At 69.6% G+C, this 25504-nt stretch carries 25 protein-coding genes and 2 pseudogenes; 15 read left to right on the top strand and 12 right to left on the bottom strand.

The annotated features are described in order from the left end of the window. Positions 1 to 102: 102 nt before the first annotated feature. Together ABZT04_RS40685 and ABZT04_RS40680 are read right to left on the bottom strand one after the other, a co-directional pair. Entirely contained in the window at positions 103 to 642 is a 540-nt protein-coding gene (locus ABZT04_RS40685) for a hypothetical protein (RefSeq protein WP_356064251.1), read from the bottom strand. Positions 643 to 861: 219 nt separating this feature from the next. Beyond that, positions 862 to 1920, bottom strand: coding sequence for a LacI family DNA-binding transcriptional regulator (locus ABZT04_RS40680; protein WP_356064248.1), 1059 nt, complete (start codon positions 1918 to 1920; stop codon positions 862 to 864). A gap of 149 nt (positions 1921 to 2069) precedes the next feature. On the opposite strand from ABZT04_RS40680, the gene ABZT04_RS40675 reads away from it, so the two are divergent. The 4 genes from ABZT04_RS40675 to ABZT04_RS40660 all read left to right on the top strand — a co-directional run bounded on the left by ABZT04_RS40675 (position 2070) and on the right by ABZT04_RS40660 (position 6129). Beyond that, a complete protein-coding gene (locus ABZT04_RS40675) occupies positions 2070 to 3194 on the top strand; it encodes a substrate-binding domain-containing protein (RefSeq protein ID WP_356064245.1) in 1125 nt (374 codons plus the stop codon). 103 nt (positions 3195 to 3297) lie between these two features. Continuing rightward, positions 3298 to 4332, top strand: coding sequence for an ABC transporter permease (locus tag ABZT04_RS40670; RefSeq protein WP_356064242.1), 1035 nt, complete (start codon positions 3298 to 3300; stop codon positions 4330 to 4332). Then, a complete protein-coding gene (locus tag ABZT04_RS40665) occupies positions 4329 to 5117 on the top strand; it encodes an ATP-binding cassette domain-containing protein (protein ID WP_356064239.1) in 789 nt (262 codons plus the stop codon). The genes ABZT04_RS40670 and ABZT04_RS40665 overlap by 4 nt, the downstream gene beginning before the upstream one ends. Positions 5118 to 5133: 16 nt before the next feature. Further along, a complete protein-coding gene (locus tag ABZT04_RS40660; protein ID WP_356064236.1) occupies positions 5134 to 6129 on the top strand; it encodes an aldose 1-epimerase in 996 nt (331 codons plus the stop codon). 221 nt (positions 6130 to 6350) lie between these two features. Here ABZT04_RS40660 and ABZT04_RS40655 read toward each other — a convergent pair whose 3' ends face one another. Both ABZT04_RS40655 and ABZT04_RS40650 read right to left on the bottom strand, forming a co-directional pair. Next, positions 6351 to 6479 (bottom strand): hypothetical protein, encoded by a 129-nt coding sequence (locus tag ABZT04_RS40655; RefSeq protein ID WP_356064234.1) that lies wholly within the window; start codon positions 6477 to 6479, stop codon positions 6351 to 6353. 121 nt (positions 6480 to 6600) lie between these two features. Further along, a pseudogene (locus tag ABZT04_RS40650) lies at positions 6601 to 6728 on the bottom strand (SDR family oxidoreductase); the annotation flags it as partial. Between the two features lie 218 nt (positions 6729 to 6946). Here ABZT04_RS40650 and ABZT04_RS40645 point away from each other — a divergent pair. Continuing rightward, positions 6947 to 7198 (top strand): Smr/MutS family protein, encoded by a 252-nt coding sequence (locus ABZT04_RS40645; protein ID WP_355924021.1) that lies wholly within the window; start codon positions 6947 to 6949, stop codon positions 7196 to 7198. A 533-nt stretch (positions 7199 to 7731) separates the two neighbouring features. Here the strand turns inward: ABZT04_RS40645 and ABZT04_RS40640 are convergent. After that, complete coding sequence (locus tag ABZT04_RS40640) at positions 7732 to 8370, bottom strand: SMI1/KNR4 family protein (RefSeq protein ID WP_356064232.1); 639 nt, start codon at positions 8368 to 8370, stop codon at positions 7732 to 7734. A 91-nt stretch (positions 8371 to 8461) separates the two neighbouring features. Here ABZT04_RS40640 and ABZT04_RS40635 point away from each other — a divergent pair. Then, positions 8462 to 9265: pseudogene (locus ABZT04_RS40635) on the top strand (IS5 family transposase). 3 nt (positions 9266 to 9268) lie between these two features. Here the strand turns inward: ABZT04_RS40635 and ABZT04_RS40630 are convergent. Together ABZT04_RS40630 and ABZT04_RS40625 are read right to left on the bottom strand one after the other, a co-directional pair. After that, positions 9269 to 9604 (bottom strand): cupin domain-containing protein, encoded by a 336-nt coding sequence (locus ABZT04_RS40630; protein WP_356064230.1) that lies wholly within the window; start codon positions 9602 to 9604, stop codon positions 9269 to 9271. Between the two features lie 429 nt (positions 9605 to 10033). Continuing rightward, positions 10034 to 10705, bottom strand: coding sequence for a TetR/AcrR family transcriptional regulator (locus ABZT04_RS40625; protein ID WP_356064228.1), 672 nt, complete (start codon positions 10703 to 10705; stop codon positions 10034 to 10036). A gap of 134 nt (positions 10706 to 10839) precedes the next feature. Between ABZT04_RS40625 and ABZT04_RS40620 the strand changes: the two genes are divergently transcribed. From ABZT04_RS40620 to ABZT04_RS40610, 3 genes are all read left to right on the top strand, one after another. Next, positions 10840 to 11607, top strand: a complete 768-nt coding sequence (locus ABZT04_RS40620; RefSeq protein ID WP_356064226.1) for an SDR family oxidoreductase — start codon at positions 10840 to 10842, stop codon at positions 11605 to 11607. A 187-nt stretch (positions 11608 to 11794) separates the two neighbouring features. Continuing rightward, positions 11795 to 12457 (top strand): epimerase, encoded by a 663-nt coding sequence (locus tag ABZT04_RS40615; protein ID WP_356064224.1) that lies wholly within the window; start codon positions 11795 to 11797, stop codon positions 12455 to 12457. A gap of 412 nt (positions 12458 to 12869) precedes the next feature. After that, positions 12870 to 13541: a lysophospholipid acyltransferase family protein gene (locus ABZT04_RS40610; RefSeq protein ID WP_356064222.1), complete on the top strand. Its 672-nt coding sequence runs from the start codon at positions 12870 to 12872 to the stop codon at positions 13539 to 13541. Positions 13542 to 13713: 172 nt separating this feature from the next. Here ABZT04_RS40610 and ABZT04_RS40605 read toward each other — a convergent pair whose 3' ends face one another. After that, positions 13714 to 14487: a maleylpyruvate isomerase family mycothiol-dependent enzyme gene (locus tag ABZT04_RS40605; protein ID WP_356064219.1), complete on the bottom strand. Its 774-nt coding sequence runs from the start codon at positions 14485 to 14487 to the stop codon at positions 13714 to 13716. 803 nt (positions 14488 to 15290) lie between these two features. Here ABZT04_RS40605 and ABZT04_RS40600 point away from each other — a divergent pair. After that, the gene (locus tag ABZT04_RS40600) at positions 15291 to 16133 is read left to right on the top strand and encodes a hypothetical protein (protein WP_356064217.1); all 843 of its coding nucleotides are present in this window, start codon (positions 15291 to 15293) and stop codon (positions 16131 to 16133) included. An 887-nt stretch (positions 16134 to 17020) separates the two neighbouring features. Here ABZT04_RS40600 and ABZT04_RS40595 read toward each other — a convergent pair. Beyond that, positions 17021 to 17629: a TetR/AcrR family transcriptional regulator gene (locus tag ABZT04_RS40595; RefSeq protein WP_356064214.1), complete on the bottom strand. Its 609-nt coding sequence runs from the start codon at positions 17627 to 17629 to the stop codon at positions 17021 to 17023. A gap of 92 nt (positions 17630 to 17721) precedes the next feature. Between ABZT04_RS40595 and ABZT04_RS40590 the strand changes: the two genes are divergently transcribed. Next, complete coding sequence (locus ABZT04_RS40590) at positions 17722 to 18468, top strand: SDR family oxidoreductase (RefSeq protein ID WP_356064211.1); 747 nt, start codon at positions 17722 to 17724, stop codon at positions 18466 to 18468. Between the two features lie 120 nt (positions 18469 to 18588). On the opposite strand, the gene ABZT04_RS40585 is transcribed toward ABZT04_RS40590, so the two are convergent. Then, positions 18589 to 19149, bottom strand: a complete 561-nt coding sequence (locus tag ABZT04_RS40585; protein WP_356064304.1) for a 3-oxoacyl-ACP reductase — start codon at positions 19147 to 19149, stop codon at positions 18589 to 18591. Between the two features lie 92 nt (positions 19150 to 19241). On the opposite strand from ABZT04_RS40585, the gene ABZT04_RS40580 reads away from it, so the two are divergent. The 3 genes from ABZT04_RS40580 to ABZT04_RS40570 all read left to right on the top strand — a co-directional run bounded on the left by ABZT04_RS40580 (position 19242) and on the right by ABZT04_RS40570 (position 20609). Beyond that, positions 19242 to 19514: a hypothetical protein gene (locus tag ABZT04_RS40580; RefSeq protein ID WP_356064209.1), complete on the top strand. Its 273-nt coding sequence runs from the start codon at positions 19242 to 19244 to the stop codon at positions 19512 to 19514. A 100-nt stretch (positions 19515 to 19614) separates the two neighbouring features. Then, entirely contained in the window at positions 19615 to 20199 is a 585-nt protein-coding gene (locus ABZT04_RS40575) for a dihydrofolate reductase family protein (protein WP_356064207.1), read from the top strand. Next, positions 20196 to 20609, top strand: coding sequence for a VOC family protein (locus ABZT04_RS40570; protein ID WP_356064204.1), 414 nt, complete (start codon positions 20196 to 20198; stop codon positions 20607 to 20609). The genes ABZT04_RS40575 and ABZT04_RS40570 overlap by 4 nt, the downstream gene beginning before the upstream one ends. A gap of 64 nt (positions 20610 to 20673) precedes the next feature. Here the strand turns inward: ABZT04_RS40570 and ABZT04_RS40565 are convergent, their stop codons facing one another. Next, entirely contained in the window at positions 20674 to 21534 is an 861-nt protein-coding gene (locus tag ABZT04_RS40565; RefSeq protein WP_356064202.1) for an alpha/beta hydrolase, read from the bottom strand. A gap of 177 nt (positions 21535 to 21711) precedes the next feature. Between ABZT04_RS40565 and ABZT04_RS40560 the strand changes: the two genes are divergently transcribed. Continuing rightward, positions 21712 to 22314 (top strand): hypothetical protein, encoded by a 603-nt coding sequence (locus tag ABZT04_RS40560; protein WP_356064200.1) that lies wholly within the window; start codon positions 21712 to 21714, stop codon positions 22312 to 22314. A 33-nt stretch (positions 22315 to 22347) separates the two neighbouring features. On the opposite strand, the gene ABZT04_RS40555 is transcribed toward ABZT04_RS40560, so the two are convergent. After that, positions 22348 to 25002, bottom strand: a complete 2655-nt coding sequence (locus ABZT04_RS40555; protein ID WP_356064199.1) for a glycosyl hydrolase — start codon at positions 25000 to 25002, stop codon at positions 22348 to 22350. Positions 25003 to 25504: the final 502 nt, after the last annotated feature.

Raw genomic sequence — 25504 nt, 5'->3', positions numbered from 1 at the left:
CCGAAGCCCCGGCAGCACACCCGGCCGGCTCATGAACGCGGCGGGGGTCTTGGGGCGTTCGGTTTCGGCTGAGAAGCCGCACCGGACACCACAAAACCCCCGTCACTCATCACCACACGCACCCACTGACGCAGGCCGGTCCGCCGAGACACCGACGCCACCCGCCCCGACGGTGTCCACCACCGCGACCCTCCGGCCACGGCGACTCTGTCCGCGCGGAAAAGGCGTGAGCACCGCCAGGACCATCAGTGACGACGACCAGCGGAGCACCGAGACCCAGCCGGCCCGCTGCAACCCGCCCGACTGGGGTGCCGGGGTAGAGCCACTCGATGTCCTCGCGGCTCGCCTCGACGACGTGGGCGACGCCGACGCTTCGCTCGACGGCCTGTCTGCCGCGCCCCGGGACGCGAGGAGGGCGGAGCGGACGTTGGGGTCGTAGCTGATCAGTGCCGTACCGTCGGTGCGCAGCCGTTGGACGGCGGCGTGGATGTGCTCGTCGGCCGGCGATGTCCAGGAGGCGACCGAGCCGAAGTGCGGTGCGGCGGTGCCCGGGAGCACCCGGGCACTCTCCCCGTCGGTCCCCCGGCAGTCCGCACTGCCCTCCAGATAGAAGCCGTAGCCCGCGCGGCCCTCCGCGTCCATCTAGACGACGGCCAGCGTGGTGGGTTCGGTGGCGGCCGGGGCGTAGGTCAGGTCGATGCCCTCGGCTGTGGCGTGGGCTCCCAGGATCCGGCCGAAGGCGTTGTCGGCCAGCCGCGCTATGAGGGCGCGGTGGTCGCCGGGCGTACCGGCCAGACCATATCGATGCGGGCTTCGCCGATCACGGTCACGCCCGGGAGCTGTCCCGTCGTCGACGTCGATTCAGTCATGGCCAAGGCCACCGGCCGGGATCTCGCCGGAGCCCCGCTCGATCAGCCGGGTCGGCACGGTGACGGTGCGGGCGGATGACTCGTCGCCGTCCAGTCTGCGGAAGAGCATCTCGGCAGCGGTCTGGCCCATCTGCTCGACGTCCTGGGCGAGGACCGTGATCCCCGGGCTGAGGATGTCGGCCAGGGGGAAGTCGTCGAAGCCCACGTGGGCGACGGTGTGCTGCCGGCCCAGGGCACGCAGTGCGCGAACGGCTCCTATGGTGACGAGGTTCTGGCTGGTGAACAGCGCGGTGGGCGGGTTCGGCAGCGCCAGGAGCTGCTCGGTGGCGGCGATGGCGGCCTCCTCGCTGGATCCCGTGTGCCGGGCGATCTCGTCGTCGTACTCGATGTGCGCGACTTCCAGGGCGTGCCGGTAGCCGTCGAAGCGCTGGGCGGCGGTGGGGATGGTCGCCCGGTCGCCGAGATAGGCGATGCGGCGGTGACCCGTCGTCAGTAGATGGTTGACGGCGGTGACGGCGCCCTGCCGGTTGTCGGAGACGACGGCGTCCGCGTCGAGCAGGCCCGCTTCCCGGTCGACGAAAACCATGCAGGTGCCGGAGTGCTGCTCGCTGATCAGGTAGCTCTGGTCGCGTCCCGCAGGGACGATCACGAGCCCGTCGACCCGCCGGTCGATGAGTGCCCGGGCCAACTCCCGCTCCCTGGCGGGGTCTTCGTCGAGGCTGCCGACGAGCACCAGGACACCGCGCTGCCGGGCCACGTTCTCGACGGTGCGGGTCAGGGCGGCCGAGAAGGGGTTCGCCGCGTCCTCCACCAGCATCCCGATCGTGGCGGTACGACCATCCCCCCGACGCAGACTGCTGGCGGTCAAGTTCGGCCGATACCCCAGTTTGTCCGCTGCCTCGCGGACCCTGGCCACGATCGCCGGATCGACGGTCGGAACGCCGTTGACCACCCGCGAGACCGTCTTGATCGCCACGCCGGCCAGCGCGGCCACCTCACGCATGGTGGGGCGGCTGCGGGTCGACCGGGGCGGCGGCTCGCCCTGAGTCATCGTTGTCTCCAACCGGCTGCGCGTTACCTACTCGTTGCGGACGCATGTCTATCAGCCCCTTGACGTCCCCGTCCATACGGGCCCAGTATCCCGGCAAGTCAACGTTGTCTCAGCGTCGGCCAAGGGACGGCTCCGAAAGGGATCACGCTATGAACACCTCCATCAGCCAGGGGTCGGGCCGCAGCAGTCGGCGTAGTCGGGCGGCGGCGATCGGCATCACCGTGTGCCTCGGCGCCACGCTGGCAGCCTGCGGTTCCTCCAACGGAAGCTCCTCCTCCGCCTCGGGCGGCAGTGGCAAGGTGGGTGTCTCGCTGATCCTGAAGACGCTCACCAACCCGTACTTCGTGAGCATGGAGAAGGACGCCAAGACCCAGGCGGCCAAGGACAACGTGGGCCTCACGGTGGCGGCGGGCACCACCGACGGCGACACCCAGACCCAGATCACGGCCATCGACAACGCCATATCGCGTGGCGACAAGGGCATCCTGATCACCACCAACGGCGACGCGGTGAACGCCGCCCTCGGCCGCGCCAAGCAGGCCGGCCTCTTCGTGATCGCACTGGACACGGCGCCGAACCCGGCGAGCGTCGCGGACATCACCTACGCCACCGACAACGAGCAGGCGGGGAAGCTCGACGGCCAGTACGCCGCGGCCGCCCTGAACGGCAAGCCGGCCGTCATCGCCATGCTCGACCTGTTCAACAACCAGGTGGTCTCCGTCGACATCGACCGCGACCACGGCTTCCTGGAGGGCATGGGCATCGACCCGGGCAGCAAGACCGAGAACGGCAAGGAAGCCAAGAGCGGCAAGTACACCGGCGGCAAGGGTGGCACCTACACCGTCGCCTGCCACCAGCCCACCCAGGGCGCCATCGACGGCGGCCGCACCGCGATGGAGAACTGCCTCTCGGCGAACCCGGACATCAACGTCGTCTACGCGATCAACGAGCCCGCGGGCGAAGGCGCGTACAACGCGCTCAAGGCGGCCGGCAAGGAGAAGAACGTCGCGATCTACGCGATCGACGGCAGTTGCTCCGGCCTGAAGAACGTCACCAGCGGCAAGTTCGCCGCCGACGCCGTGCAGTACCCGGGCAAGATGGCCGCCCTCGGCGTCAGCTCCATCGCCAAGCTGGCCCGCGGCGGCAGCAAGCCCAGCGTGACCAACGGCAAGACCTTCTACGACACCGGCACCGCCCTCGTCGCCGCCAAGTCCCTGGACGGCCAGACCGTGCAGTCCCCGTCCCAGGCCGCCTCCGCCTGCTGGGGAAGCTGACACCGCGCCGGGTGCGACGCCGGAAGCCGTCACGGCACCGGCGTCGCACCCGCACCGCACGAGCCCATGAGCCCGTACCAGGGAAGAGACCGGAAGGACCCCTGTGACCACTCACGTGGACAGTCAAGCCACATCGGCACCGGCGGAGGATTTCCTCAACCGGCCCGCCACCGTAAGCCAGCGCATCCACTCGGTGCTGCACCGTCAGCCGGCGCTCAGCCCGGCCATCGTCCTGGTGCTCGCCGCCGTGGTGTTCTCCCTGGTGAACGAACGCTTCTACGCGTTGCAGAACCTGTCGCTGGTCGCCCAGCAGGTGGCCGTCATCGGTTCGCTCGCCGTCGGGCAGACGGTCATCATCCTCACCGCCGGCATCGACCTGTCGATCGGCGCGGTGATGGTGCTCTCCTCGCTGCTCATGTCGAAGCTCGTCGCGGACAACGGCTGGCCCGGCGTGTTCGCCCTGCTGGCCGGGGCGGTCGTCGCGATAGCCGCCCAGGCCGTCAACGGGTTCCTGGTCACCAAGATCAAGCTGCCGCCGTTCATCGTCACCCTCGGCACCCTCAGCGTCTTCACCGCGATCACCCTCATCTACGCCAAGGGCCAGACCGTCTCCCTCCAGCCGGGCAACATCCTCCTGTGGAGCGGCCAGACCGTCTCCCTCGGGCAGTTGAACCTGACCTACGGCGTCCTCCTCATGATCGCCCTGTACGCGGTGGTCGGCTACGCCCTGCGCTACACCGCCTGGGGACGCCACCTCTACGCGGTCGGCGACGACGCCGAGGCCGCGCGCCTCGCCGGCATCTCCGTCAACCGGGTCCTGCTCAGCGCCTACATGGTGGGCGGTTTCGCCATCGCCGTAGGCGCCTGGATCCTGGTCGGCCGCGTCGGCGGCGGCGACCCCAACAGCGGCCTCAACGCCAACCTGCAGTCCATCACCGCCGTCGTGATCGGCGGCACCAGCCTGTTCGGCGGCCGCGGAGTGGTCTTCGGCTCGCTGATCGGCGCGCTGATCGTCCAGGTCTTCGTCAACGGCCTCGCGCTGGCCGGCATCGACCCCAACTACCAAGTCCTCGCAGTCGGCATCCTGGTGATCGCGGCTGTCTCCGTCGACCAGTGGATCCGGAGTGTGAAGTCGTGACGACCGACACCGCCACCGCCCCCGTCCTCGAAGCCAAGGGCCTGGTCAAGGTCTTCGGCAGGGTCGTCGGCCTGAACGACGTCAGCCTCACCCTGTCCCCCGGCGAGGTCCTCGCCGTCATCGGCGACAACGGTGCCGGCAAGTCCACCCTGATCAAGTGCCTGTCCGGGGCCCTCGTCCCCGACCAGGGCAGCATCCTCGTCGACGGCAAGGAGGTGAACTTCAAGCGCCCCCAGGACGCCCGCGAGGCCGGCATCGAAACCGTCTACCAGACCCTCGCCGTCGCCCCCGCACTGGACATCGCCAGCAACCTCTTCCTCGCCCGCGAGATCCGCCGCAAGGGCATCCTCGGCTCGGTCTTCCGCATGCTGGACACCGGCGAGATGAAGAAGCAGGCCGCCGACCACATGAAGCGGCTCGGCATCGGCACCCTGCAGAACATCAGCCAGGCCGTGGAGACGCTCTCCGGCGGCCAGCGCCAGTCCGTCGCCGTCGCCCGCACCGCGGCCTTCGGCGGCCGCGTGGTGATCCTCGACGAACCCACCGCCGCCCTCGGCGTCCGCGAGACCGGCCAGGTCCTCAAACTCGTCCGAGACCTCCGCGACCAGGGCCTCGGCATCATCCTCATCAGCCACAACATGCCCAACGTGTTCGAGGTCGCCGACCGCATCCACATCCAGCGACTCGGCGGCTGCGCGGGTGTCATCACCCCGCAGTCGCACTCCATGGAGGACGCGGTGGCCATCATGACGGGCGCGAAGAAGCTCGCCCCCGAAGCGAGCTGAAGGGAACGCAAGGGGAATGACCGCCGAGTACCGGATCGCCGAGGACCGTCTCGGCGGCGAACCCACCCTTGTCGTCTCCGCACCGGACGGCTCCGCGCGCGCCGTCCTAGCTCTGCGCGGGGCGACGCTGCTGAGCTGGCAGGTCGGGCTCGCGGAGCTGACGGACGGCTACCGGGACGAAAAGGAGTTGCTGGCGCAGGACGGCGTACGGGCCGGCCTGCTGGCCCCGTTCCCCAACCGCATCGCCGACGGCCATTACACCTGGGACGGACAAGACCACGATCTGCTGCCCGACCGCCACACGGACCGCTTGATCTACCACGGCTTCGCCCGCCAGGCACCGTTCGAACTCGCCGACGCCACCACGGCAGCCGACTCCGCGCGACTGCTGCTCCGCAGCACGAACATCAGACCGGGCCGCTACCCCGGCTACCCCTTCACTGTCGACCTGGAGGTGGAGTACACCGTCAGCGACCGCGAGTTGCGCATCGAGATCCGCGCGACGAACGTAGGCGACACCACCGCCCCCTACGCGGCGGGCTGGCATCCCTACTTCACCCTGTCCCGCCCCATCGACGACCTGACCCTGCACGTCCCCGCCCACACCCTGATCTCCACCGACGCATCCCTCATCCCACTCCGCGGCAAGGACGCCCGCCTACCGCTCGACCGGTGCCCCAGCCTCGACTTCCGCTCACCGAGACAACTGGGCGACACCGTCATCGACGCCTGCTACACGGACCTGACCCCCGGCACCGACGGCCGGACCGAAACCGTACTGAGCGACCCGGCGACCGGCAGCGAACTGCGGGTGTGGCAGTACGGCGGATACATGCACGTCTTCACCGGAGACACCCTGGCCCGCGACCGCCGCGCCTCCATCGCGCTGGAACCCGTCGAGGCGACGACCGACGCCTTCAACCGCCCGGAACACGCCGCCGCCCTGTCTTTGGAACCCGGACGGCAGCGCCGCTTCCGCTTCGGCGTCAGATACTCGTCGCCGGGAATCTGACAACAGTGTCTCGGTCAACGTTCTGGGACACAGCCCGCGGTGGACCGATGGAGATGAGCAGCGGGCCGGACTGGGTTCCGATGCTCTCAGGGTAGGGAGACAAGTCGCCGCTCGCAGATGACGGCGCATCCACGAGTCAGGAAGGCTTCGCGGATGTCGTCGCGGATTTCCCGGGCGGATCCGCAGAGGGCGGAACCAGTACGGGTGAGCGCATGCACCATCTACCGCCCAGCATCGGGTGCCAAGTCCGGGCCGTTCTCGGCGCCACGTCGAGCGATCACCAGCTTCACACCGAGGGTCCGGACGAGGCGGCGGTACTTGTCGTCGTCGTAGCCGCGGTCACCCAGCACAATACGGTCTCCTGGCCGGCGCAACGCCCGCCTGACGGCTGCCGGGCACGGCGGGAACCCACGAATCGCCGCTGCCCGTCTCACTCCCGTAACTCACTTCCTACGACTCACTTCGCGTCGTTCACTTCGCGACGAACCCACCGTCAACCACAGCGTGGTGCCGGTGACCTGCACGGCGTCGCGCCCGGCCAGCCACACCGCGGCACCCGCGACGTCGTCCGGTTCGATCAGCCGGTTCATGGGCTGGGCATTCGGTCTACCAGCCACGGCCGGTGCCCTGTCAATCGACGACCACAGCGCCGCATCGTCCAACTGCCGCCGCGCAGCAGTTGACCGCACCGGCTCGAAGAGCACAGCGACGTACGAAACCACGGAGGGGACGGGGCCCAGAGGATCGCATACGCTGCGACGGTACGACGAACCCCACGGGGTCCGGCGCCGGCCGGGCCCCGAGTTCATCGGAGGCGATGGCCCTGCTGACCCTGGATCTGCACCCCGTCTTCCGCAGCGATCGCGCCATCGACACCGCTCTGCGACAGACCCTCTTCAAGGCCGCCGCCACCGGGGTCGACACCGTCCAGATCATCCCGGGCAAGGGGACGGGCCAGCTGAAGAAGCGGGTGCTGGCGGTCCTGGCGCAAAAGCACCTCAAGAAGCTCTACACCCGTGTGGAGACGGATCCGACCAACGCCGGCCGGATCCTGGTCCACCTCCGTTGAACAGGGTCCGACCCCGTCGGCCCCCGAGCGGCGCCCGACCGATGCTTCGGCACAGCAACCAGGCAACAGGGGAAGGGAATTGGTCTCCCGACACATCCACTGAAGTCGATCTTGTTGACCCCTGAAATGACACCGCCCATCAAGGACTCTTGGGAACGACGACCAGTGGGGCCTGGAATCGCGCGCTTGGGCTGCAGCTGCCCTGTCGAAGGATCAACGCCTCCTCCCAACTGCAGGCCGCGGAGGGCATGCGCCGCTGACAGCGGTCCACGCCTGTGCGGACTCCCCCAACTCCCAACCCCGCCGGGACCTTTGGAACTGAGTTCTTGGATGTTGCCGTCGAGTGTCCGGCTTTGGAGCAGTTCGAGGTCGAAATCGGTCGTGGTCGACACCACCGTTGCAGGCAGGTTGATCACCTGGGTGGCCCATGAGTCACGCCCCAACTCCTCGAAGGCCGGAGCCGTTGCTGACAAATTCGTGACCCGCTCGTCAAGGCGGCGTCCGATGCGTCCTGCTGCGGACGCCGCCCTGTCCTACTCCCACCTCACGAAGGCATCGTTGCCGGTGCCGGACAGGTGTGGTGTCGCCGGATCGGCACAGCCGGGCAGGCGAATCTCCGTCCCTTCGGTCAAGGCGACGAGGAGGTCCTGGAACATGTGCGACAGGCTGTCCCACACCTTCACTGGCCCCTCCGTGTCGCCGGCGTGTAGACCGTAGAGCACGTTTCCGAACCTGTCTCCACCACGGTGATCGAGGATGAGCTTGCCCCCGGTGATGTCCGTGGCGAGCGGGACCCATCGCACATGGAAGGCGTAGCCGTACACCCCGTCGTAGATGTCCCGCAGGCTGGGGTCCTCCGACTCGTTTTCGTCGACCCATTCTGCGATCGCTTCTTCCATCGTTCGTTGACCGGCACGCATTCCCTCGGCGCCACACAGGATGAACCCTCCGGGAAGGATCACGCCGGGCCCGCCATGGCCCTTCGTGACGGTGACCCCGTCGTGATGTCCCAGCCACATCACCAGATCGGGGTGCAGAGGGAACCGGCGGTCGGCGATGGCGTCGATGTCGTCCCGCGCGGCGGGTGGGTTGAGGGCGGCGCGATCCGCGGGCGCGTTGGCCTCCAGCCACGCGTCGAGGCGGGCGAGGACCACATGGAGATCGTCGATCATATGACAACGCTACGAGCTCGTAACAGGATCTTGCTGTGGTGTCTTGGTCGGGCGTGAACCGATGTGATGATTCGGCCGTTCGCGTTGGGTGATGACTCGGCCGTGGATCGTGGACGATGACTTGTGGGGACGGATTGAACCGCTACTGCCGCCCCGGCCCGAGCGGTCGCCAGGGCCGAAACCGGTACCGGACCAGCCGCGTCTGCCGGGCATCCTGTACGTCCTGCACCAAGACCTTGCCTGGCAGCTCCTGCCCCCGGAGCTGGGGTCCGGTTCCGGACACACCTGCTGACGCCACCGGGACCGCCGGCAGAAGGCCGGTGCCTTCGAGCAACTGCACTGCACCCTGCGCTCGGAACTGCACGCGGCTGGCGAACTCGACTGCACCCGCGCGTGCGTGGACGGTTCCCACGTCCGCCCGGAAAAGGGGGAGTTGCGACCGGTCCATCGCCGGTCGACCGGCGGACGACGGGCAGCGACACCACCTGATCTGCGACGCACGCGGTCCCCCGCTCCACGTCATCACGACCGCCGCCAACGTCAACGACATCACCCAGACCCTCGACCTCGTCGACGGCATCCCGCCCGTCACCGGACGGCCCGGCCGACCTCGCCGGCGCCCGACTCTCTCCTGGGTGACAAGACGTACGCCTCCCGGGCCGTGCGCCGTGAGCTGCGGCGTCGCCGGATCATGCCGGTGATCTCCCGCAAGGAAGCCCCGAACACCAAGGGCCTGGGCGAGCTCCGCTACGTCGTGGAGCAGATCTTCGCCCTGCTCCACCAGTTCAGACGCCTGGCCGTGCGCTGGGAACGACGCTCCGAACCCCACGACGCCTTCCTCTCGTTGGCCTGCAGCCTGATCTGCTGGCGGCGACTGAGGAAAGCCACCCTTTGATCACTAAGACCGGGGCGCGCGCGAGCCGAACGCGGGTCCGAACACCACGAGAAGCACCAGGTCCTCGACCACTTCTGTGAATCGATGCTCCTCACCCGCCGGCACGAAGATCACCGCTCCAGGACCAACATCCTCCGTCCGGCCCGGTGCTGCGATCTTGGCGCCCCCGGCGGTGACGACATAGATCTCGTCCTCGGAATGCGGGCTCTGCGGATCACGCCCGCCGGCCGGGATGCAGTACGTCCCTACCGACAAGTCCGACGTCCGCAACTGCTCGACCCAGTCATTGCCCGCTTCGCCGGGGTGCACCCACACACCCGCGCCCTTGATGATCTCCATGGCGGGAGCCCAGCGCTGCGTCCGGGGCTCAACACCGATGATCCTGTTACGAGTTCTACGAGATACAGGGGTGGCACCGCCATGCGCTGATGACGCCTGCGGGCTGACTTCCGCCCCTCAGGGCGACGTTGGAGAGACGACGGCGAGGTTGACCAGGCTCCGTTTGACGTGCGCCCATACCCCCTCGACTGGGTTTGTGATCAGGGACCATCCACCGTGTTCAGTTTCCCGGCCGCGGCCGGCTTCTCACGATGCTGCAGCCCGGCGGCAGACCCAGCTGAGCCTGTAGTCGCCGACCTCCTCTCCGCTCCCGCTCGGCACGGACCTGACCACGCTCGGCCCCACCGACCTCAGGCTGCCGACGAACCGTGACGTGATCGCCGTGGACCAGGACGCCGTCAACGCCTCCCGGGGGACCCCGGCGGTCACCTATGCCGTACGGGCGAGGGTGCCGGCGATGAGGGTGGCCACCATCTCCTGCAGCGAGGAGGTGAAGTCCATGCGCAGGACGGCGAGGGACGGGTCCCCCTCGTAGGCGGCGAGCATGCCCGGGGAGGGCCGGGCGTGGGTCCACACGGCGCCCGCCGCCATGTAGACCTGGCCGCCGAGCTGCCCGGCCCCCTCGCCCAGCTCCGGCAGGTACTGGCGCGCCAGCTCGGCCAGCGCGGCGGTGTTGGCGAGGGCCGCCTTCTTGTACCGGGCGGCGACCTGCGCGGACACGTTGTGCTCCAGGACACCCGCCTGCGCACTGAGCAGGTCGCACAGCACCCGGTGCTCGGCGAGGGAGTGGGCGAACACGGCCGCGAACGCGTCGCCGCGCCGGCCCGCCGGGTCAGCGGGGTCGATACCGGCGGCGAGCCGGTCGGGCAGGTCGGCCGTCCACTGCTTCCAGGCACTGTCCAGCAGTTCCAGCAGGATCGCCTCGCGGGACTCGAAATAGCGCAGCACGTTCGACTTGGCCAGCCCGACCCGCCGGCTCAGCTCGTTGAGACTCACCTCGGCCACCGGCATCTCGTCGAGCATCGCGGCCGCCGTCTCCAGGATCGCCCGCCGCCGGATCTCCCGCTGCTCATCACTGCGGGCACGTTGAAAGGTTGCCATCACCCCATTCTACAGACCACTGGTCTGTTGACATCAGACCGGCGGTATCTTACGTTCATTGCAAGAGACCGCCGGTCCGTTAAGGGGCCGAGGCGGTACATCCATCAACGGATTCCTCAAGGAGACCCCCCATCATGAGCAGCAACATCAGTGACAAGAAGGTCGCGGTCATCACCGGCGGAGCGACGGGCATCGGCAGGGAAACCGCCCGGCTCCTGGTCGCCGACGGCGTACACGTCGTCCTGAGCGGACGCCGCGCGGACGTCGGCGCGCAGGCCGTCGAGGAGCTGACCGAGGACGGCGGAAGCGCCTCGTTCACGGTCGCGGACATGGACTCGCCCGGAAGCATCAAGGCCCTGTTCGACTCGGTCCTGGCCGACCACGGCCGCCTCGACCTCGCGGTCAACAACGCCGGCCTGGCCCACGAGACGGCCGCCATCGCCGACGCCGACCCGGTGAAGTTCCAGGAGATGCTCTCCACCAACGTCATGGGCCTGTTCCTGTGCCTGCAGCGCGAGATCCAGGAAATGCTCGTCGGCGGCAACGGCGGCTCCATCGTCAACCTGGCCTCCATCGCCGGCCTCAACGGCATCCCCTGGAGCGGCCCCTACGCGGCCACCAAGCACGCGGTCGTCGGCCTCACCAAGACCGCGGGACTGGAGTACTCCTCCCAGGGCGTACGCGTGAACGCCGTCGCTCCCGGCGCGATCAAGACCGACATCATCGCCAAGGCCATCGCGCTCGGCCAGTACGACGAGGACACCATCACCGCCATGCATCCCATCGGTCGCATGGGCCGCCCCCAGGAAATCGCCGCCGGCATCCACTGGCTCCTGTCCGAGGAATCCTCCTTCGTCGCCGGCGCGATCCTCAACATCGACGGCGGCTTCCAGGCCAAGTAACCCCCGCACACATGCGCCACCCGCACGCCAACCACCCCAACCACGCGGTTCCTGCCGCTAAACGGCCGGTCGAGGGAGGGCCCGGGAGCACGTACCTCCAGGAGACGATGCCGGCTCCCCTCGTCGGTACGCTCACCCGTACGGCACCCCCGACCGCCGCCCCACCCCACTAGGAGCACCTGTGCGCGTGGCCATCTTCGGAGCGTCCGGAATGGTGGGACAGGGCGTGCTGCGCGCCTGTCTCCAGGACCAGAGCATCGACGAGATCCTGCTCGTCGTACGCACATCCCTGAACACCGGCCATCCGAAAGTCCGGGAGATCGTGCACACGGACTTCAGCGACTTCACCGCGGTCCAGGGCGAACTGGAGGGGCTGGACGCCTGCTTCTTCTGCCTGGGAATCTCCTCCTCCGGCCACGACGAGGAGACCTACACCCGCGTCACCCACGACTGCACACTGGCCGCCGCCCGCGCCGTCAGCGCCGGCAACCCCACGCTGACCTTCACCTACGTGTCCGGGGAAGGGACCGACAGCACCGAGTCTGGCCGTTCCATGTGGGCACGGGTCAAAGGCCGCACGGAGAACGAGCTATTGGCGATGCCTATCCACGCCTACATGTTCCGGCCCGCCTACATCCAACCCCGTCACGGCGCCACCTCCAGGACGGCCTCCTATCGCCTCGCCTACCAGCTCACCTCGTGGCTCTACCCCCTGCTGCACCGACTCGCCCCCGGGCACACGACCACCACCGAACACCTCGGACGCGCGATGATCGCCGTCGTGGGTCTCCACGGCACCGGTCCGTCGGTCCTGCACAGCCCGGAGATCAACCGTCTCGGGGCCCCGTGACACAGAAGGCGTGAGCGCCGATGCGCCATGATCCGCGCACAACCCGAGCGACGCCAGGCAGTACGCGGATCACCGGGGCGACCGATGGCGATGACGGGGCAGCAACACCTGTCAGTGAGTTTCAGGCTCTGGCACGGATCTTGAGCAAGGTGAGTGTGTGTTCTCTCCCGCTGTTTCCACCATGGCCGAACTCCTCCTCGTCCAGGCCGCGTTGGTGGCCTGGAGCGGGCGAGCGCCGGTCCACGCCCGACCGGCCCCGTTCAGCGTCACCGGTCACGGGGACAGCCCCCCGCCCACCACCCACGCGAACGTGAGTACGCGCACTCATGCCCGCTACCACCCACTCACGCGACGATACGGACCGGAACACAGACCGGGCCGCACCCGCCAGACCAGGGAGCCAGCAGCGCACGTGCTCACCACCCTCGCCCGCACCGTCGTCCCCCTCCTCGGCCGCCTCACCGTGACCACCGCGATGACCCGCACCATCGCGCCCGGCAGCATCGTCGCGCCCAACCACACCGCCCTGGCCGACCCCGCACTCGTCCTGGCCGCACTGCACCAGCTGGGCACCGAACCCGTCGTCCTCGCCACCGCCGGCCTGTGGAAGATGCCATTCCTCGGCCGCCGCCTCACCCGCGAGGGCCACATACCGGTCCACCGGGGCAGCCACAGCGCGGCGGCGGCACTGGATCTGGCGGCCCAGGCACTCGCCGCCGACCGGGTCGTGGTGATCTACCCCGAAGGCCGACTCCCCCGCCGCAAGGACTCGGCGGACCGTGCACCCGGCACCTTCCGCACCGGCCTGGCCCGCCTCGCCCTCGCCACCGGCGCACCCGTCGTCCCGCTCGGACACGCCGGAGCCCGCCGGATCGTCTCCGGCAGCCGGCTCAAACAACTCGCCGGCGTCGCCAGCGCGCCCCTGCGCCGCCCCGACCTCCACGTCCACCTCGGCGAACCCCTCCACCTCACCGGAGACATCACCGAAGCCACGGCACACGCCCGCACAGCCGTGCGGGCCGCGTGGCAGCAGGCCGTCGACCAACTGCCGCGATCCGCCTGCACATCGATACGACCCGCGTGAGCGGCACCGGGTGCCGCATACCCGCGGCCCAGGGGCCGTTCACTTTGCCGACGATCGCCTACTGGCTCAATACCACCGCGTCTCAACGGAGATCAGGCCGACACCGAGGCCATGCGCTCCGTCGGCGCCGGACAGACAAGGTCACCATCCGGTCGACATCAGCCGCAACCCGTCACGGCGCCGTGAAGAGCGCCGGGAAGCGCGGGCCCAGCCACGGTCTGCGCCCCCACACGACCACCTTCGCGCGGGCCATGACGGTGGGGGCGGTCCAGCGGCCCAGGGCGAGGAGGAGGAAGGCGACGGGTTCGATGGCGATCGTGCAATCGGGCCGCCTGGGCGGGGTGTCGGTGACCGCGGGCACGCCGTCCGCGAAGGTGACGGCGAAGCGCTCACGGCCGGTCCGCACCGCATAACACGCATCGTGGCTGACCGCGTTGGCGTTCACGACACGCGGCATGGCCAGCCGCAGGAACGGCAGCGTGAACGCGACCACGTCCCGCTCGACCATGTGGCGGCCGCCCAGCGCGACCGCGATGTCGTAGCCGTGCCCGAGCAGATGCGTGAGCAGGTACGAACTCAGGGTCGCCACATCCATCGGTCCCATCGGCGTCAGCACAGCCTCCCGCGCACTGCGGCCGGCCGCGGCCGCGACAAAGGCCCGGGCCCGATCCGCGATCTCAGCACCGAGAACCGCCGGATCCCGCTCGGCGAAGGCGGCCAGGGACACGCTGTTGGCCGCCGCGAGACCGCCCGGCGTCCCGTCGCCGTAGGGACGCTCCTCACCCGCCCCGATGTCCGCCATCAACCGCCCCGCCAGCGCGAGATGCGCCGCCGCCTCCCCCACCGTCCACTCCGCGCCCCGCAACGGCGTCTGCGGGTCGGCCCCCGCCCCCAGCAACGCCGCGATCCGGTCGGCAGTGACAACGATCGCATCCTCGGGTGTCATGAACGTGATCGTCCACGCGCCAGGACTCCCTGTCCAGAGCCCTGCCCGGGACGCCCAGCACAACGCCCCCGAACTCCTGGGTACGGGTGGGGTGATGTGAGCCGCTGCGGCCGGCCTGTGATCGAAGCAGACACCCCGTGCCCTCTGCGGACGCCCTCCTGTCGGTCGGGCACCCACCCGTGCGCGCGGTTTCACGCGGGTGCGCGCCGTGCGCGAGGTCGGAACCGACTGCTCGCACCCCCACCCCGCACACGCTTCCTTCTGCCCGGACTGCTCGGCTCAACTGCCCTACCACAGCGGAAGAACGCACGCATCACACAGTCGACAGGGCAGGAGCGCAGGGGGAACCCGCCGTGCAAGATCCTTTCTTAAACGCTGAAGTCTTGTCCGCGTAGAGGACCGGGGCGTTGCCGTGCCCGGGAGACGGTCTGCCGACCGGCCGGCGGATGGTGCTGGAGCCGATCCTGCCGGGCAAGCGGCCCGGCCAGTGCCCGGACGCTGTCGGGCCGGCCCAGACCTACGCGCCACGGCCCAGGGATGGTCAGCACCTGTCGTCCAGTCAGGACACCGGGCGGGGCAGCAGACGTGGCGCAGAGCGCACCATCTGCTGAATGTGCGCTCTGCGGGCGCACTTGCCCCGCCGCTTCCGGGGCCTACGACGGAAGTTCTGCCTGTCCCCGACACGTCTCATGCGCGCGGTCGTGACTTCAGCCGCTGCGCAGACCGCGACAGGGCACGGACCCACCCGACCACGGCTTCAGAGTCTCCTCGGAGCGCCCCCTACTCCTGCACGGGAGGCAGCCATGCCGCGCACCCCCAACACGCGGCTGCAAGTCCTATTCGAGGCGGCCGGCTCGGGCCCGACCCAGCTCGCCGCCGCGCTGAGGGGCGTCGCCGCCGAAAACGGCCCACGTCTGACCATCCATCACACCACCGTGAGGCGCTGGTTGGCGGGCACCCGGCTGAGGCCGCCTGCTCCCGCCCTTCTGCTGGATTGCCTCTCCCGCCGCCTGGACAGGCCCATCACCGCGCACGAGGCCGGCCTCACCCAAGCCCCCGCCGTCGTAGTGGACCCTGCCTGGCAGGCCGACCCCATGCCCAAACTCACCCACCTCACCCGCACCGCACTCGATCCCCCACACCGCACCCTGCTCGGCGACGGCCTGTTCCCCCTCACCGCCATGGCCGCCGTGCCCGACCAAGGAGAGCGCCCGGCCCCAGCGGCCCGGCCGAAGCCACACCGCGGGCCGAACACCGCGCCCAACCACGCGACCTGGAAGGCGCTGGTGGCGAACACCGCGGTCATGGTGCGCAGTTGTGACCGCCAAGGCGGCCACCATGTCCGCGCCGCTCTGGCGGCGTACCTGGCCCACGAGGTCATCCCCCTCCTGCACCGTCCGGCCCGCGCGGACGTCAGCCGGGGCCTGCGGTCGGCCACCTCCCTACTCGCTCTACTGCTGGGCTCGATGTGCGCCGACAGCAACCACCACGCCGCGGCACAGCACTCCCACCAGATCGCAGCCCGCCTCGCCGCCGACATCGGCGATCGGGGCACCCTCGTCATCGCCCTGCGCACCATGGCCACCCACGCCCACGACCCCGGCCACCACACCCCCCGCAGTCCTCAACCTCGCCGAACAGGCTGACCAACGCGCCCGGCACGCCTCCCCTGCCGTCCGCGCCTACACCCATGTCCATCTCGCCGTCGTAACCGCCCACCACGACCGCAACGTCGCTGTCGCCGCCCTCGCCCGCGCCGAACGGTTCCACGACCGGGACCACCACCGAACCGGGACTCAGCAACTACCCGGCCGCAGCCCTGCATTACCAGCGCGCCCAGGCCCTCGCCACCCTCGGTGACCGCAACACGGGCCTTGCCGCACTCACGACCGCCCTGCGCCTGCGGGTACCCGCCGAGCGGCTCCCCGCAGCCCTCACCCGCGCCCGCCTCGCCGAAACCCACCTACGCCTCGGCCACCTCGAACCCGCGCTCCCCCACTGGCACGCCCTCCTCGACGCCTACCCGACCCTCCACTCCGCCCGCGCCGACAAGAGTCGGACCTCCGCCGTGCACCGCCTTCGGCCCCACCAACGCCGCGCCGAATTCACCCAACTCCTCGACCGGATCACGGAGTTCACCAGCCCGTCCCTGTGACGGCTCGCGTGGGTCCTCATGAAGCGGGTCGGCGCGGACTGGATGGACCAGGGCGTAATCGCATGGATCCTGCATGATCGAAATCATGGACGGCTCAGCTCCGCGGCAGGCTTGCCACCCCGCGAGGGCGGCTGCACACCACTCCGACGGTCGCACCGCGGATTCCGAACCCGGCTGGAGGGAGGGGGAGCATCGGGAGCACCTGTCCGCAGTTGTTCTCAGCCCACCAAGGAAGCCTTCTGCCCACCAAGTCGGCGAGTCTTCTCGTGCCGACGCCGTTCCGGGTCGTACGCATCTCATGCAGCCGCGGATGTCCTCGTAGGCGACCACGCAGTCGTGGCGGTCCGGGAGGCCGCGCTCGCCCGCAGGCGCCGACCGTCAGACGGGTGGCCAGTTCCGCAGCGCCGCATCGGCCACCTGCTGGAGTTCGGAGCGGGTGGCGCCGCCTGCGGCCTGGACGGCGATGCCGGTGGACACCGTCATGACGTATCGGGCGAGCAGTTCCGGGTCCGCGTCCGGGGGCAGATCACCCTCGTCGGCAGCCCGCCGAAACCGGTCGCGGAGCCGGGCGCGGCCCTCGTCGCGCCAGGCGATCAGGGTGTCCTGCGCGACCCGCCCGGCCTCGCCGGCGGCCAGTGAGCCCTGCACGCCCAGGCACCCGGCGGGGCCGCCGGGCCGGGTCGTCGTCCTGACCGAGCCGGCGAGGAAGGCCGTCGCCACCTCCCGCGCGCTCGGCTGCTCCAGCGCGCGGTCCGCGTAGGAGGCGGGGCCTTCGGTGTAGCGCTCCAGGGCCTTGCGGAACAGCTCCTCCTTGTTACCGAAGGCCGCGTACATGCTCTTGCGGGTGATGCCCATCGCGGCGGTCAGATCGGCCAGGCTGGCGCCTTCGTATCCCTGTCTCCAGAAGACCAGCATCGCCCGCTCCAGGGCGTCGTCGGCATCAAAGCCTCTCGGCCGGCCGATCGGCGCTTTCCCGGTGATCTCCACAGTCCCACCCTACGCCCTCGATACCGATCGGTGCAGAAGTGCTACGGTCTACTTCTGCACCGATCGGTATCTAATTTTCGGGAGTGCACGCGATGGGACAACTGGAAGGCAAGACCGCCCTCGTCACCGGCGGCGGCACCGGAATCGGCCTGGCCACCGCCGCGCGGCTGGCGTCCGATGGCGCGCATGTGTTCATCACCGGCCGACGCAAGGACGCACTCGACAGCGCCGTCGAGTCGATCGGTTCCGCGGTCACCGCGGTGCCGGGCGACATAGCGGAACCGGCCGACCTGGACCGGCTGTACGACGCGATCCGGGACCGCGGCCGGGGCCTGGACGTGCTGTTCGCCAACGCGGGCGTGGCCACGTTCGCACCGCTGGCGCAGGCCACCGAGGAAGAGTTCGATCAGATCTTCGGCGTCAACGTCCGGGGCACGCTGCTCACCCTGCAGAAGGCGCTGCCGCTGCTCAACGACGGCGCCTCGGTGATCGTGAACGACTCCGTCCGCGCCGACGACGGCTGGGAGACCTTCGGCCTGTACTCGGCGTCGAAGGCCGCGGTCCGGTCCCTCGCGCGGACACTGGCCAACGAGCTGAAGGGCAGGGGCATCCGGGTCAACACCGTCGCGCCGGGCGCGGTCGACACTCCGGGAATCGACGCCGCCGTCGGCGCGGAGAACGCGGCCGCCGCCAAGGCGGACCTCGCGACCGGGGTACCGATCGGTCGGATGGGACGCCCGGAAGAGGTCGCCGCAGCCGTGGCCTTCCTCGCCTCCGCGGACAGCAGCTTCATGTTCGGCACCACCCTCTACGTCGACGGCGGTGAGAAACAGTTCTGACCCCGCCCCACGGACACGGCAGCGTGCAGATCGTGTCCGTTGACGTGTCCGTGCAGGTCGGGAGTGACGCGTGCAGCAGCGCGGCAGGAGGGCGCGATCCCCTCGCCGTGTCCCGTGGGCTCACCAGGGGACGCTCTGCCCCGAGCGGTCCAGATACGCCAGACCGGGCGTGCCCAGCCTGGACAGCAGGACGTCCACCAGCAGCGGGACGCTCTCCTCGATGGTGAACGGCGCCTCCGGCCCTCCGAGTGCGGTGCGGATCCAGCCCGGCGCCAGGAGGACGAAGGCGCGCTGCGTCCCGGCCTGCCGCACCGCGAAACTGCGCATGAACATGTTCAAGGCCGCTTTGCTTCCCCGGTAGACCTCGCGGCCCGCGGTCGTGTTGTTCGCGATGCTGCCCTGCCCGGGCGGCATCGCTCCGATGAGTCCGGTGGGGGACACCAGGTCTTCGAGCGCTTCCATGACGCGCCGGGGACGGAGAGCGTTGGTGATCATCACCTCGACGAAATCGGCCGTCGGTACCGCGCCGATCGGTGTCCGCTCATGCGCGAGACGCTCGTGCAGGAGAGCCAGGTCGTCGGGCTTGTCGATGTCGAGATGCTCGACGGTGACCCGCCCGTCGACTCGGGTGGCGAGATCGTGCAAGGGCGTTCGGGCAACGGTGTCGCGGACCGTGCCGATGACGTCCCAGCCCCTTTCGAGGAATTAGGCCGCCATCGCGTGACCGAGGCCCCGACGATGCGCAGCAACCCGAGATCGCGTTCGCCGCAGCCGTGTCCGGCCCCTGCAACTTCCATGCCGTCGCACACTGCCGAGACCTCGACGAACTCTTCGAATTCACCACGGACCGCATGGGATCCCTGGCCGGCCTGCAAAGTATGGAGGTCTCACCCGTCCTCCAACACGTCACGCAGACCGGCACGCTGCTGCCGGTGATCGCCTCGTCGACACACCGCACATGCGAGCCTGACCGGGAGCGTCTGCCCAACAGCCGATGCGCCGGGCTGCCGCAGCAGAAGCCGCAAGCCGACGCGCCGGGCCGATGAGTTTGCGCGTCGCTTGCAGTCTTCCTTGTGACCTCCCGCCCCGTCAGGGGAGGAGGAAATGCCCGAATTCCGTTGTCACGGAGGAGAGTTGGAGGCCACGATGAACAATCCGATCCGGCTGTACATGTCGATGTCGCTCGACGGTTATATCGCCGGCCCGGACGACCGCCCGGGGCAGGAGCTCGGGCGCGACGGTGGACGGCTCTTCAACTGGCTCGACGACCGGGAGTCCGACGGTCCCAGCGGCCAGGTCTACCGCGAGGCGCTGGCGACCGGCGCGGTGATCTCCGGCCGCCGGACCTTCGAACTCGCCGGGCGCTGGCAGGGCGATCACCACGACGGCGTACCGATCTTCGTACTCACTCACCGGGTGGATGACGGGGACGTTCCTCCTGGGCACGCGCGTTTCGTCACCGCCGCCGAGGACTGCGCCCGTCAGGCTCGGGCAGCCGCAGGGGACCGTCCGGTCATGGTCCACGGAGCGGGAGCGGCCCAAGCACTTCTGCGAGCCGGGCAGGTGGACGAGATGGAGATCCACCTGGTTCCGGTCCTCCTCGGGGACGGCCGACGGCTGTTCGACCACCTGGGCAGCGATCACATCGAACTCGAACTCGTCCGACGGCTGGAGGACCGGGACGTCACGCACCTCCGCTACCGGGTGCTCCGAGCCGAGGAGGTCGCGTGAAGACCCTCTTCGTCTCCTACCGGGTCACCGAGCTGGACCGCTCGCTCGGTTTCTACACTGCCCTGGGCTACGCCGAACTGGGCAGGGTCGACGCCGGCGACGGGGCTCGCCTCGTGATCCTCAAGTTCCCCGAGGAACAGGCGGCCTCACTCGAACTGGTCCACCGCCCCGGCGCCGAACCGGTCGACGTGGGCAGCGGTTTCGACCACCTCGCGATCCAGGTGGAGAAGCTCGCCCCCGCCCTGCAGACGCTGGCCGAAGCCGGCCTGAGGCCAGAACCCCTTCAGTACCCGGGTGGCCCTCACGGCCCCAAGACCTCATGGCTCACTGACCCGGACGGCTACCGCATCGAGCTGGTGGAATGGCCGTCCGGCCATCCCGACGGCATCACCGCAGCAGACTTCGCCTGAGACGACGCCGGCCCACGGACCTTGGTTGTTCTGCGGGAGGCGGCTCGGAGGTTTCTCACTCAGGTCATCCGGCGAAGAAGTCCGCCAAGGAGGATGCGAGCGCCTGTGGAGCCTCTTCGGCCATGTGATGGCCGGAGTCGATGCCGTGGCCGCGCACGTCCGGTGCCCAATGCCGCCAGATCTTCACCGGGTCCCCGTACAGGTCCTCCAGGTCGTCCCGGAGCGACCAGAGGATCAGCGCCGGGCACCGGATCCGTACTCCGGCCGCGCGGTCGTCCTCCTCGTGCCGCCGGTCGACGGTGAGGCCCGCCCGGTAGTCCTCCAGCATCGCCCGCACCACGTCGGGGTTTCTCGTGGCCGCGCGCCACTCGTCGTGGTTCTCCTGCCCCATGCTCTGGGGATCACCGTGGTACCAGCCATCCGGGTCGGCGTTGATGACCCGTTCGGGAATATCCGGTTGGGCGAAGAAGAACCAGTGCCACCACTGCGTGGCGAACTCGGTCGTGATGCGGGACAGGTGCTCGGTGAGGGGCAGGCAGTCGATCAGCGCCACCCGCGAGACCACCTCGGGATGATCGAGCGCAAGACGCAGCGCGACACTGCCCCCACGGTCGTGCCCGGCGAGTGCGAACCGGGCATGGCCGAGGGAGCGCATCACCTCGACCACGTCACCGGCGACGGCCCGCTTGGAGTATCCCGCGTGGTCCGCGGTAGGCGCGGGACCGGTGGACCGGCCGTACCCGCGGAGATCGGGACAGACCACGGTGAAACCGTGTCGGACGAGGAGCGGGGCGACGCGATGCCAGGTCGCGGATGTCCGGGGGTGGCCGTGCAGCAGCACCAGCGGCGGCCCTTCCCCGCCGTAGCGGACGAGAATCGATGCTTCACCGACCTGAACCCGCCTGGTCTCAAAGCCCTCGAACAAGGCCCGAACCTCCCGTCCTGGTCGACACACCGCCCAGCTTTCCTCGTGCCCCTGCAGCTCCCGTCGACACAACCGCCTGATTCGCCGACCGGGTCTTTCGAATGCCAGGTGCAAGGCTTTGCCATGGATGACGACCCGAGCCGGACGGTGTCCACGACAGTTCCAGCCGGAGTCGGCATGCTGGTAGTCGTACGTGTGGGTTCGGGCCGGGAGGCGCTGATGCGGTGGTGGGCCGGGTGGGGCGTGGTCGCCGGGGTGGCTGTGCTGGCCGCGTGCGGCTCGTCGGGGGACGGGGGCGGGGTAGGCGCGTCCGGGAGTCGCTCGTCCGAGCCGTCGGCCGGTACGTCCGCAAGCGCGTCCGCGGGCTCGTCGGGCGCCGCGTCTGGGAGTGCGACCGGGGGCGGTCCGTCGTCGTCCCCCACCGCCTCCGCGTCACCCGCGGGCTGCGCCGCGGGCCACACCGACGTCACCGTCTCCCCCGGTGACGCGGTCGAGCGGCATCTGTGCGTGCGGCCCGGGACAGTGGTCTCCCTGGTTCTACGGCCCCGCGTAGACGACAAGCGGTGGGCGGCCGCGCACAGTTCGGCGCCCGCTTTCGTGCTGCTCTCCGGTTGGCGCGTGGACTCGGACGGCACCGCCCACACCACCCTGCGGTGCGCGACCGTACGGCCGGGTGCGGCCGATGTGAGTGTGACGGCGAAGACGCCGGACGTGGCGGGAGCGGCGCGCCCGGCGTTCACCCTGCACGTGAGCGTGGTCCCGTACCCGACGCAGGGGTGACCCGGCCGGGGCCACCCCTGCGTCGGCGCTGCCTCAGTGGCAGTCGCGCACCCTGATCGTGTAGATACCGCGGCCGTGCGTGGCCGCGTACAGCGTGCTGCCGTCCGGGCTCAGTTTGAGCTGGAGCACGGCGACCGCCGGGAGGTTCCCGACGCGCTCCCAGGTCGTACGGCCCGGCGCGCGGTAGACGACGCCGAGGTCGGTGGCGACGGCGAGGCCGCCGTTCGGCGTGACGACCGCGGAGTTCGTCGGCACGTCGGGGAGGTTCTTCGAGATGTCCTTCCAGGTGGTGCCGCCGTCGGTGGACTCGAAGACGTGGCCGACGCCGGCGCCGGGGCCCTCGGTCCAGTGCCGGGAGAAGCCGTTGACCGCGAGGTAGACGTGGTCGGCGTTCCTGGGGTCGACGGCGAAGCCCGCGAGGTAGCGGTTGGGTACGGTGCCGTCCGCGCCGGTGGCCGGGAGGGTGATGTCGTGCCAGCCGGTGCCGTCCGCGTTGCCGACGGAGATGCCGCGGGCGAAGCCCTGGTTGTTGCAGGGGCCGCACCAGGCCGCGTACACCTTGCCGCCCGAGGCAGCGACGGCGGTCGCGGTGCGGCCGGCACCGAGGTCGTAGACGCTGGTCCACTCCGAACCGCTGCGGATGGCGTAGCCGTGGGTCTGCACCCAGATGTGGCGGCCGCCGGCGATCCAGGTCGAGCTGTTCTTCGCGTCGGTCGCGAGCGGGGCGATGAAGCGGGCCTCGCCGGTGGCGTTGTCGGCGGGGGCGACGTTGTACGACGTGGCCTTGCTCGGGTCGGTGATCCAACTGCCGTCGTTCACAGCGCAGTTCTGGGTCACCTGGATCGCGAGGTAGACGTACTCCTCGGCGATGTTGCAGCCGTTGGCGGGGTCGGTGAGGGTGTCGCCGCCGTCGCCGCCGAAGTTGGAGCCCATGACCTTGTCGTTGCTGCGCAGGATGGACTGGCCGTTGTCCTGGAGGCCGCCGGTGACGGAGACGCCACCGTAGGTCAGGTCCTTGCCGACGCCCACCGAGTAGTACTGGAGGGTGTCGATGGTGCCGTCGTTGAGGGAGGCCCAGTCGGTGGCGTGGCCGGAGGAGTCCTGGGCGCCGTTGAGCGGGCGCTTGTAGACGCCGCCGTCGTTGCCGACGTAGACGAAGCTCTTGCCGTGGTAGCTGCCGATCGCGACGCCGTGCTGGTCGGAGTGGGTGGTCGGGCTGCAGTCGCCGGTCTGCTTGGCCGGGTCGATGTTCCAGCAGGGGAAGGAGAAGTTCCAGTACGGGCCTACGGTCGACCAGGTGCTGCCGCCGTCCTTGGTCTCGTAGACCTCCTCGAGTCCGGCGTAGACGTGCTCGGCGTTGGCCGGGTCGACGGTCAGGAACTGGTTGTACCAAGCCTGCACGCCGGGCATGTAGCCGCTGGAGGTGAGCGCCGAACCGTCCGCGGCCAGCCCCTGGTAGTCGGCGATCTTCGTCCAAGGCCCGGTCGGGGAACCGGACTTGGAGACGTAGATGCCCTCGAGGCCGCTGTCCGGGTTGGTGTTGAGCTGTTCCGGGGACTGGTCGATGGCGTAGTAGCGCGAACCGTCGGCGGAGCGGGCGAAGGTGACGTTGCCGACGTTGTCCGGGTCGGCGGGCAGGTCGCCCAGGCCGCTGGTGATCCGCGTCCAGGTGCCGTCCGCGCCCTTGGTGTAGAAGCCGTTGTAGTCGTCACCGCTGCGCCAGCCGACCGCGAGCACGACCTTGCTCGGGTCCTTGGGGTCGATCGCGATGTCGTTGGCGATGTTCTTGTACGCGGCCGAGTCGTCGTTCGCGAGTGAACCGCCCGGCAGATAGTCGGGGTTGGGCGCGAACTCCAGCTTCCACGCGCCCTTGAGCGTCTTCGTGGAGTGGCTCCACACACCCTCGCTGGTCGCCGCCCACACCTTGCCGCCGCCGAAGCGGAGCTCGTGGATGGTGGTGGACTCCAGCTCGTCGCCGCCGACCCGGCTGCGGGCGGAGAACGTGCCGTGGTGCGGGTCGGACAGGACGTAGACGCCGCTGCCGAGGTAGGCGTCCGCGTTGGTCGTCGCCTCGCCGGTGCCCAGCCACAGTCGGCCGCCGCCGTCCAGCGCCAGCGCGCCGGTGGACTGGGAGGGGAGCTTGTCGCTGATGGGCTGCCAGTGCCCGCCGCCGGCCCTGGACCGCCACACGCCGCCGCCCGCGCTCCCCGCGTACACGTACCCGTCGCCATCGGCGGCCATCGCGGCCATCCGGCCGGTGACATTGCCCGAGCCGCCGCTGGAGTTGGAGTCGATGTCGCGGTAACGCGGGTCGTCGGAGTTGTACGGCAGGTTGGTGACGTTCTTCCAACTACCGCCGGTGGAAGGCAGTTTGGTGAGACTGGTCCAGGCGGCGCCGTATGCGCCGGGTGCGACGATGCCGGGCGAGGTGCGGGCCTCGGCGTACTGGTCCGCGCCCTCGGCTATCTCGTCGGCCTCGTTGCCGTCGTCACCGTCTTCTCCTGCGGCCTTGGGGCTGAGCGCACCCACCGACTGCTCGCGTTCCTGGGCGACTTGTGTGAGCGCGCGGGCCCCGAAGGGGCTGCCGCTGCGTCCGGACGCGGCTCCCGCGGGTATCGCGACGAGAGCGGCGGACGTGGTGATGGCGCAGATCGTGAGCCATCGTCTCTTACGGGTTGGTGCTGACACGGAGTCCTCCCACGGGGGCAGTTCATACAGCCGTTGCAGGTGACCCGACCACGGGCGAGTACGGGTGTCCCGTGGCTTGAAGAAGTCTTTGTCAAGCACCTGTCACCTGGGGTCCTGGTTCATGTCTGTGTTCTCGCTGTGACGGTCCGATGCGCGGGAGAACGGTTCGGTGCGGGAGGGTCGGTGCGGGAGGTTCGGTGCGGCAAGCTCGCCATGGCCGCGCTGTCGCCGTGCCGCGGGAGAGTGCGGTCGGTCAACTCGGCGAGGTCCACACGAAGTTCGCCGAGTTGACCGGCGGGGTCCCGCCCGCACGGGGTCGCGGCCGTCGAGCCCGGCCGCGACAGGTCTGGCGTCCGCGCCGAGAGTGCGTGAGCCCCATCCCGTTCGTCGACCTTGCGGGATCGCTCGCTTAGACGTCGTTTCTTTTGGCGAGGAGAGTCGTTGTGTTGGTATGACGAGTCTTGCTGAGCATCTGGTCTCGGATGAGTTGTGGGAGCTGTTT

This window comes from Streptomyces sp. NPDC005492, assembly GCF_040605995.1.
Classification (GTDB): domain Bacteria; phylum Actinomycetota; class Actinomycetes; order Streptomycetales; family Streptomycetaceae; genus Streptomyces.
Note: the sequence above shows the minus strand (reverse complement) of the source record. Positions and strands in the feature narration are given on the sequence as shown.

Bases quoted from the DNA above. Each gene is read 5' to 3' on its own strand.
- ABZT04_RS40685 (WP_356064251.1), bottom strand. From the start codon at position 642: ATGGACGCGGAGGGCCGCGCGGGCTACGGCTTCTATCTGGAGGGCAGT.
- ABZT04_RS40680 (WP_356064248.1), bottom strand. From the start codon at position 1,920: ATGACTCAGGGCGAGCCGCCGCCCCGGTCGACCCGCAGCCGCCCCACC.
- ABZT04_RS40675 (WP_356064245.1), top strand. From the start codon at position 2,070: ATGAACACCTCCATCAGCCAGGGGTCGGGCCGCAGCAGTCGGCGTAGT.
- ABZT04_RS40660 (WP_356064236.1), top strand. From the start codon at position 5,134: ATGACCGCCGAGTACCGGATCGCCGAGGACCGTCTCGGCGGCGAACCC.
- ABZT04_RS40645 (WP_355924021.1), top strand. From the start codon at position 6,947: ATGGCCCTGCTGACCCTGGATCTGCACCCCGTCTTCCGCAGCGATCGC.
- ABZT04_RS40640 (WP_356064232.1), bottom strand. From the start codon at position 8,370: ATGATCGACGATCTCCATGTGGTCCTCGCCCGCCTCGACGCGTGGCTG.
- ABZT04_RS40630 (WP_356064230.1), bottom strand. From the start codon at position 9,604: ATGGAGATCATCAAGGGCGCGGGTGTGTGGGTGCACCCCGGCGAAGCG.
- ABZT04_RS40625 (WP_356064228.1), bottom strand. From the start codon at position 10,705: ATGGCAACCTTTCAACGTGCCCGCAGTGATGAGCAGCGGGAGATCCGG.
- ABZT04_RS40620 (WP_356064226.1), top strand. From the start codon at position 10,840: ATGAGCAGCAACATCAGTGACAAGAAGGTCGCGGTCATCACCGGCGGA.
- ABZT04_RS40605 (WP_356064219.1), bottom strand. From the start codon at position 14,487: ATGACACCCGAGGATGCGATCGTTGTCACTGCCGACCGGATCGCGGCG.
- ABZT04_RS40600 (WP_356064217.1), top strand. From the start codon at position 15,291: ATGCCGCGCACCCCCAACACGCGGCTGCAAGTCCTATTCGAGGCGGCC.
- ABZT04_RS40590 (WP_356064211.1), top strand. From the start codon at position 17,722: ATGGGACAACTGGAAGGCAAGACCGCCCTCGTCACCGGCGGCGGCACC.
- ABZT04_RS40575 (WP_356064207.1), top strand. From the start codon at position 19,615: ATGAACAATCCGATCCGGCTGTACATGTCGATGTCGCTCGACGGTTAT.
- ABZT04_RS40560 (WP_356064200.1), top strand. From the start codon at position 21,712: ATGCTGGTAGTCGTACGTGTGGGTTCGGGCCGGGAGGCGCTGATGCGG.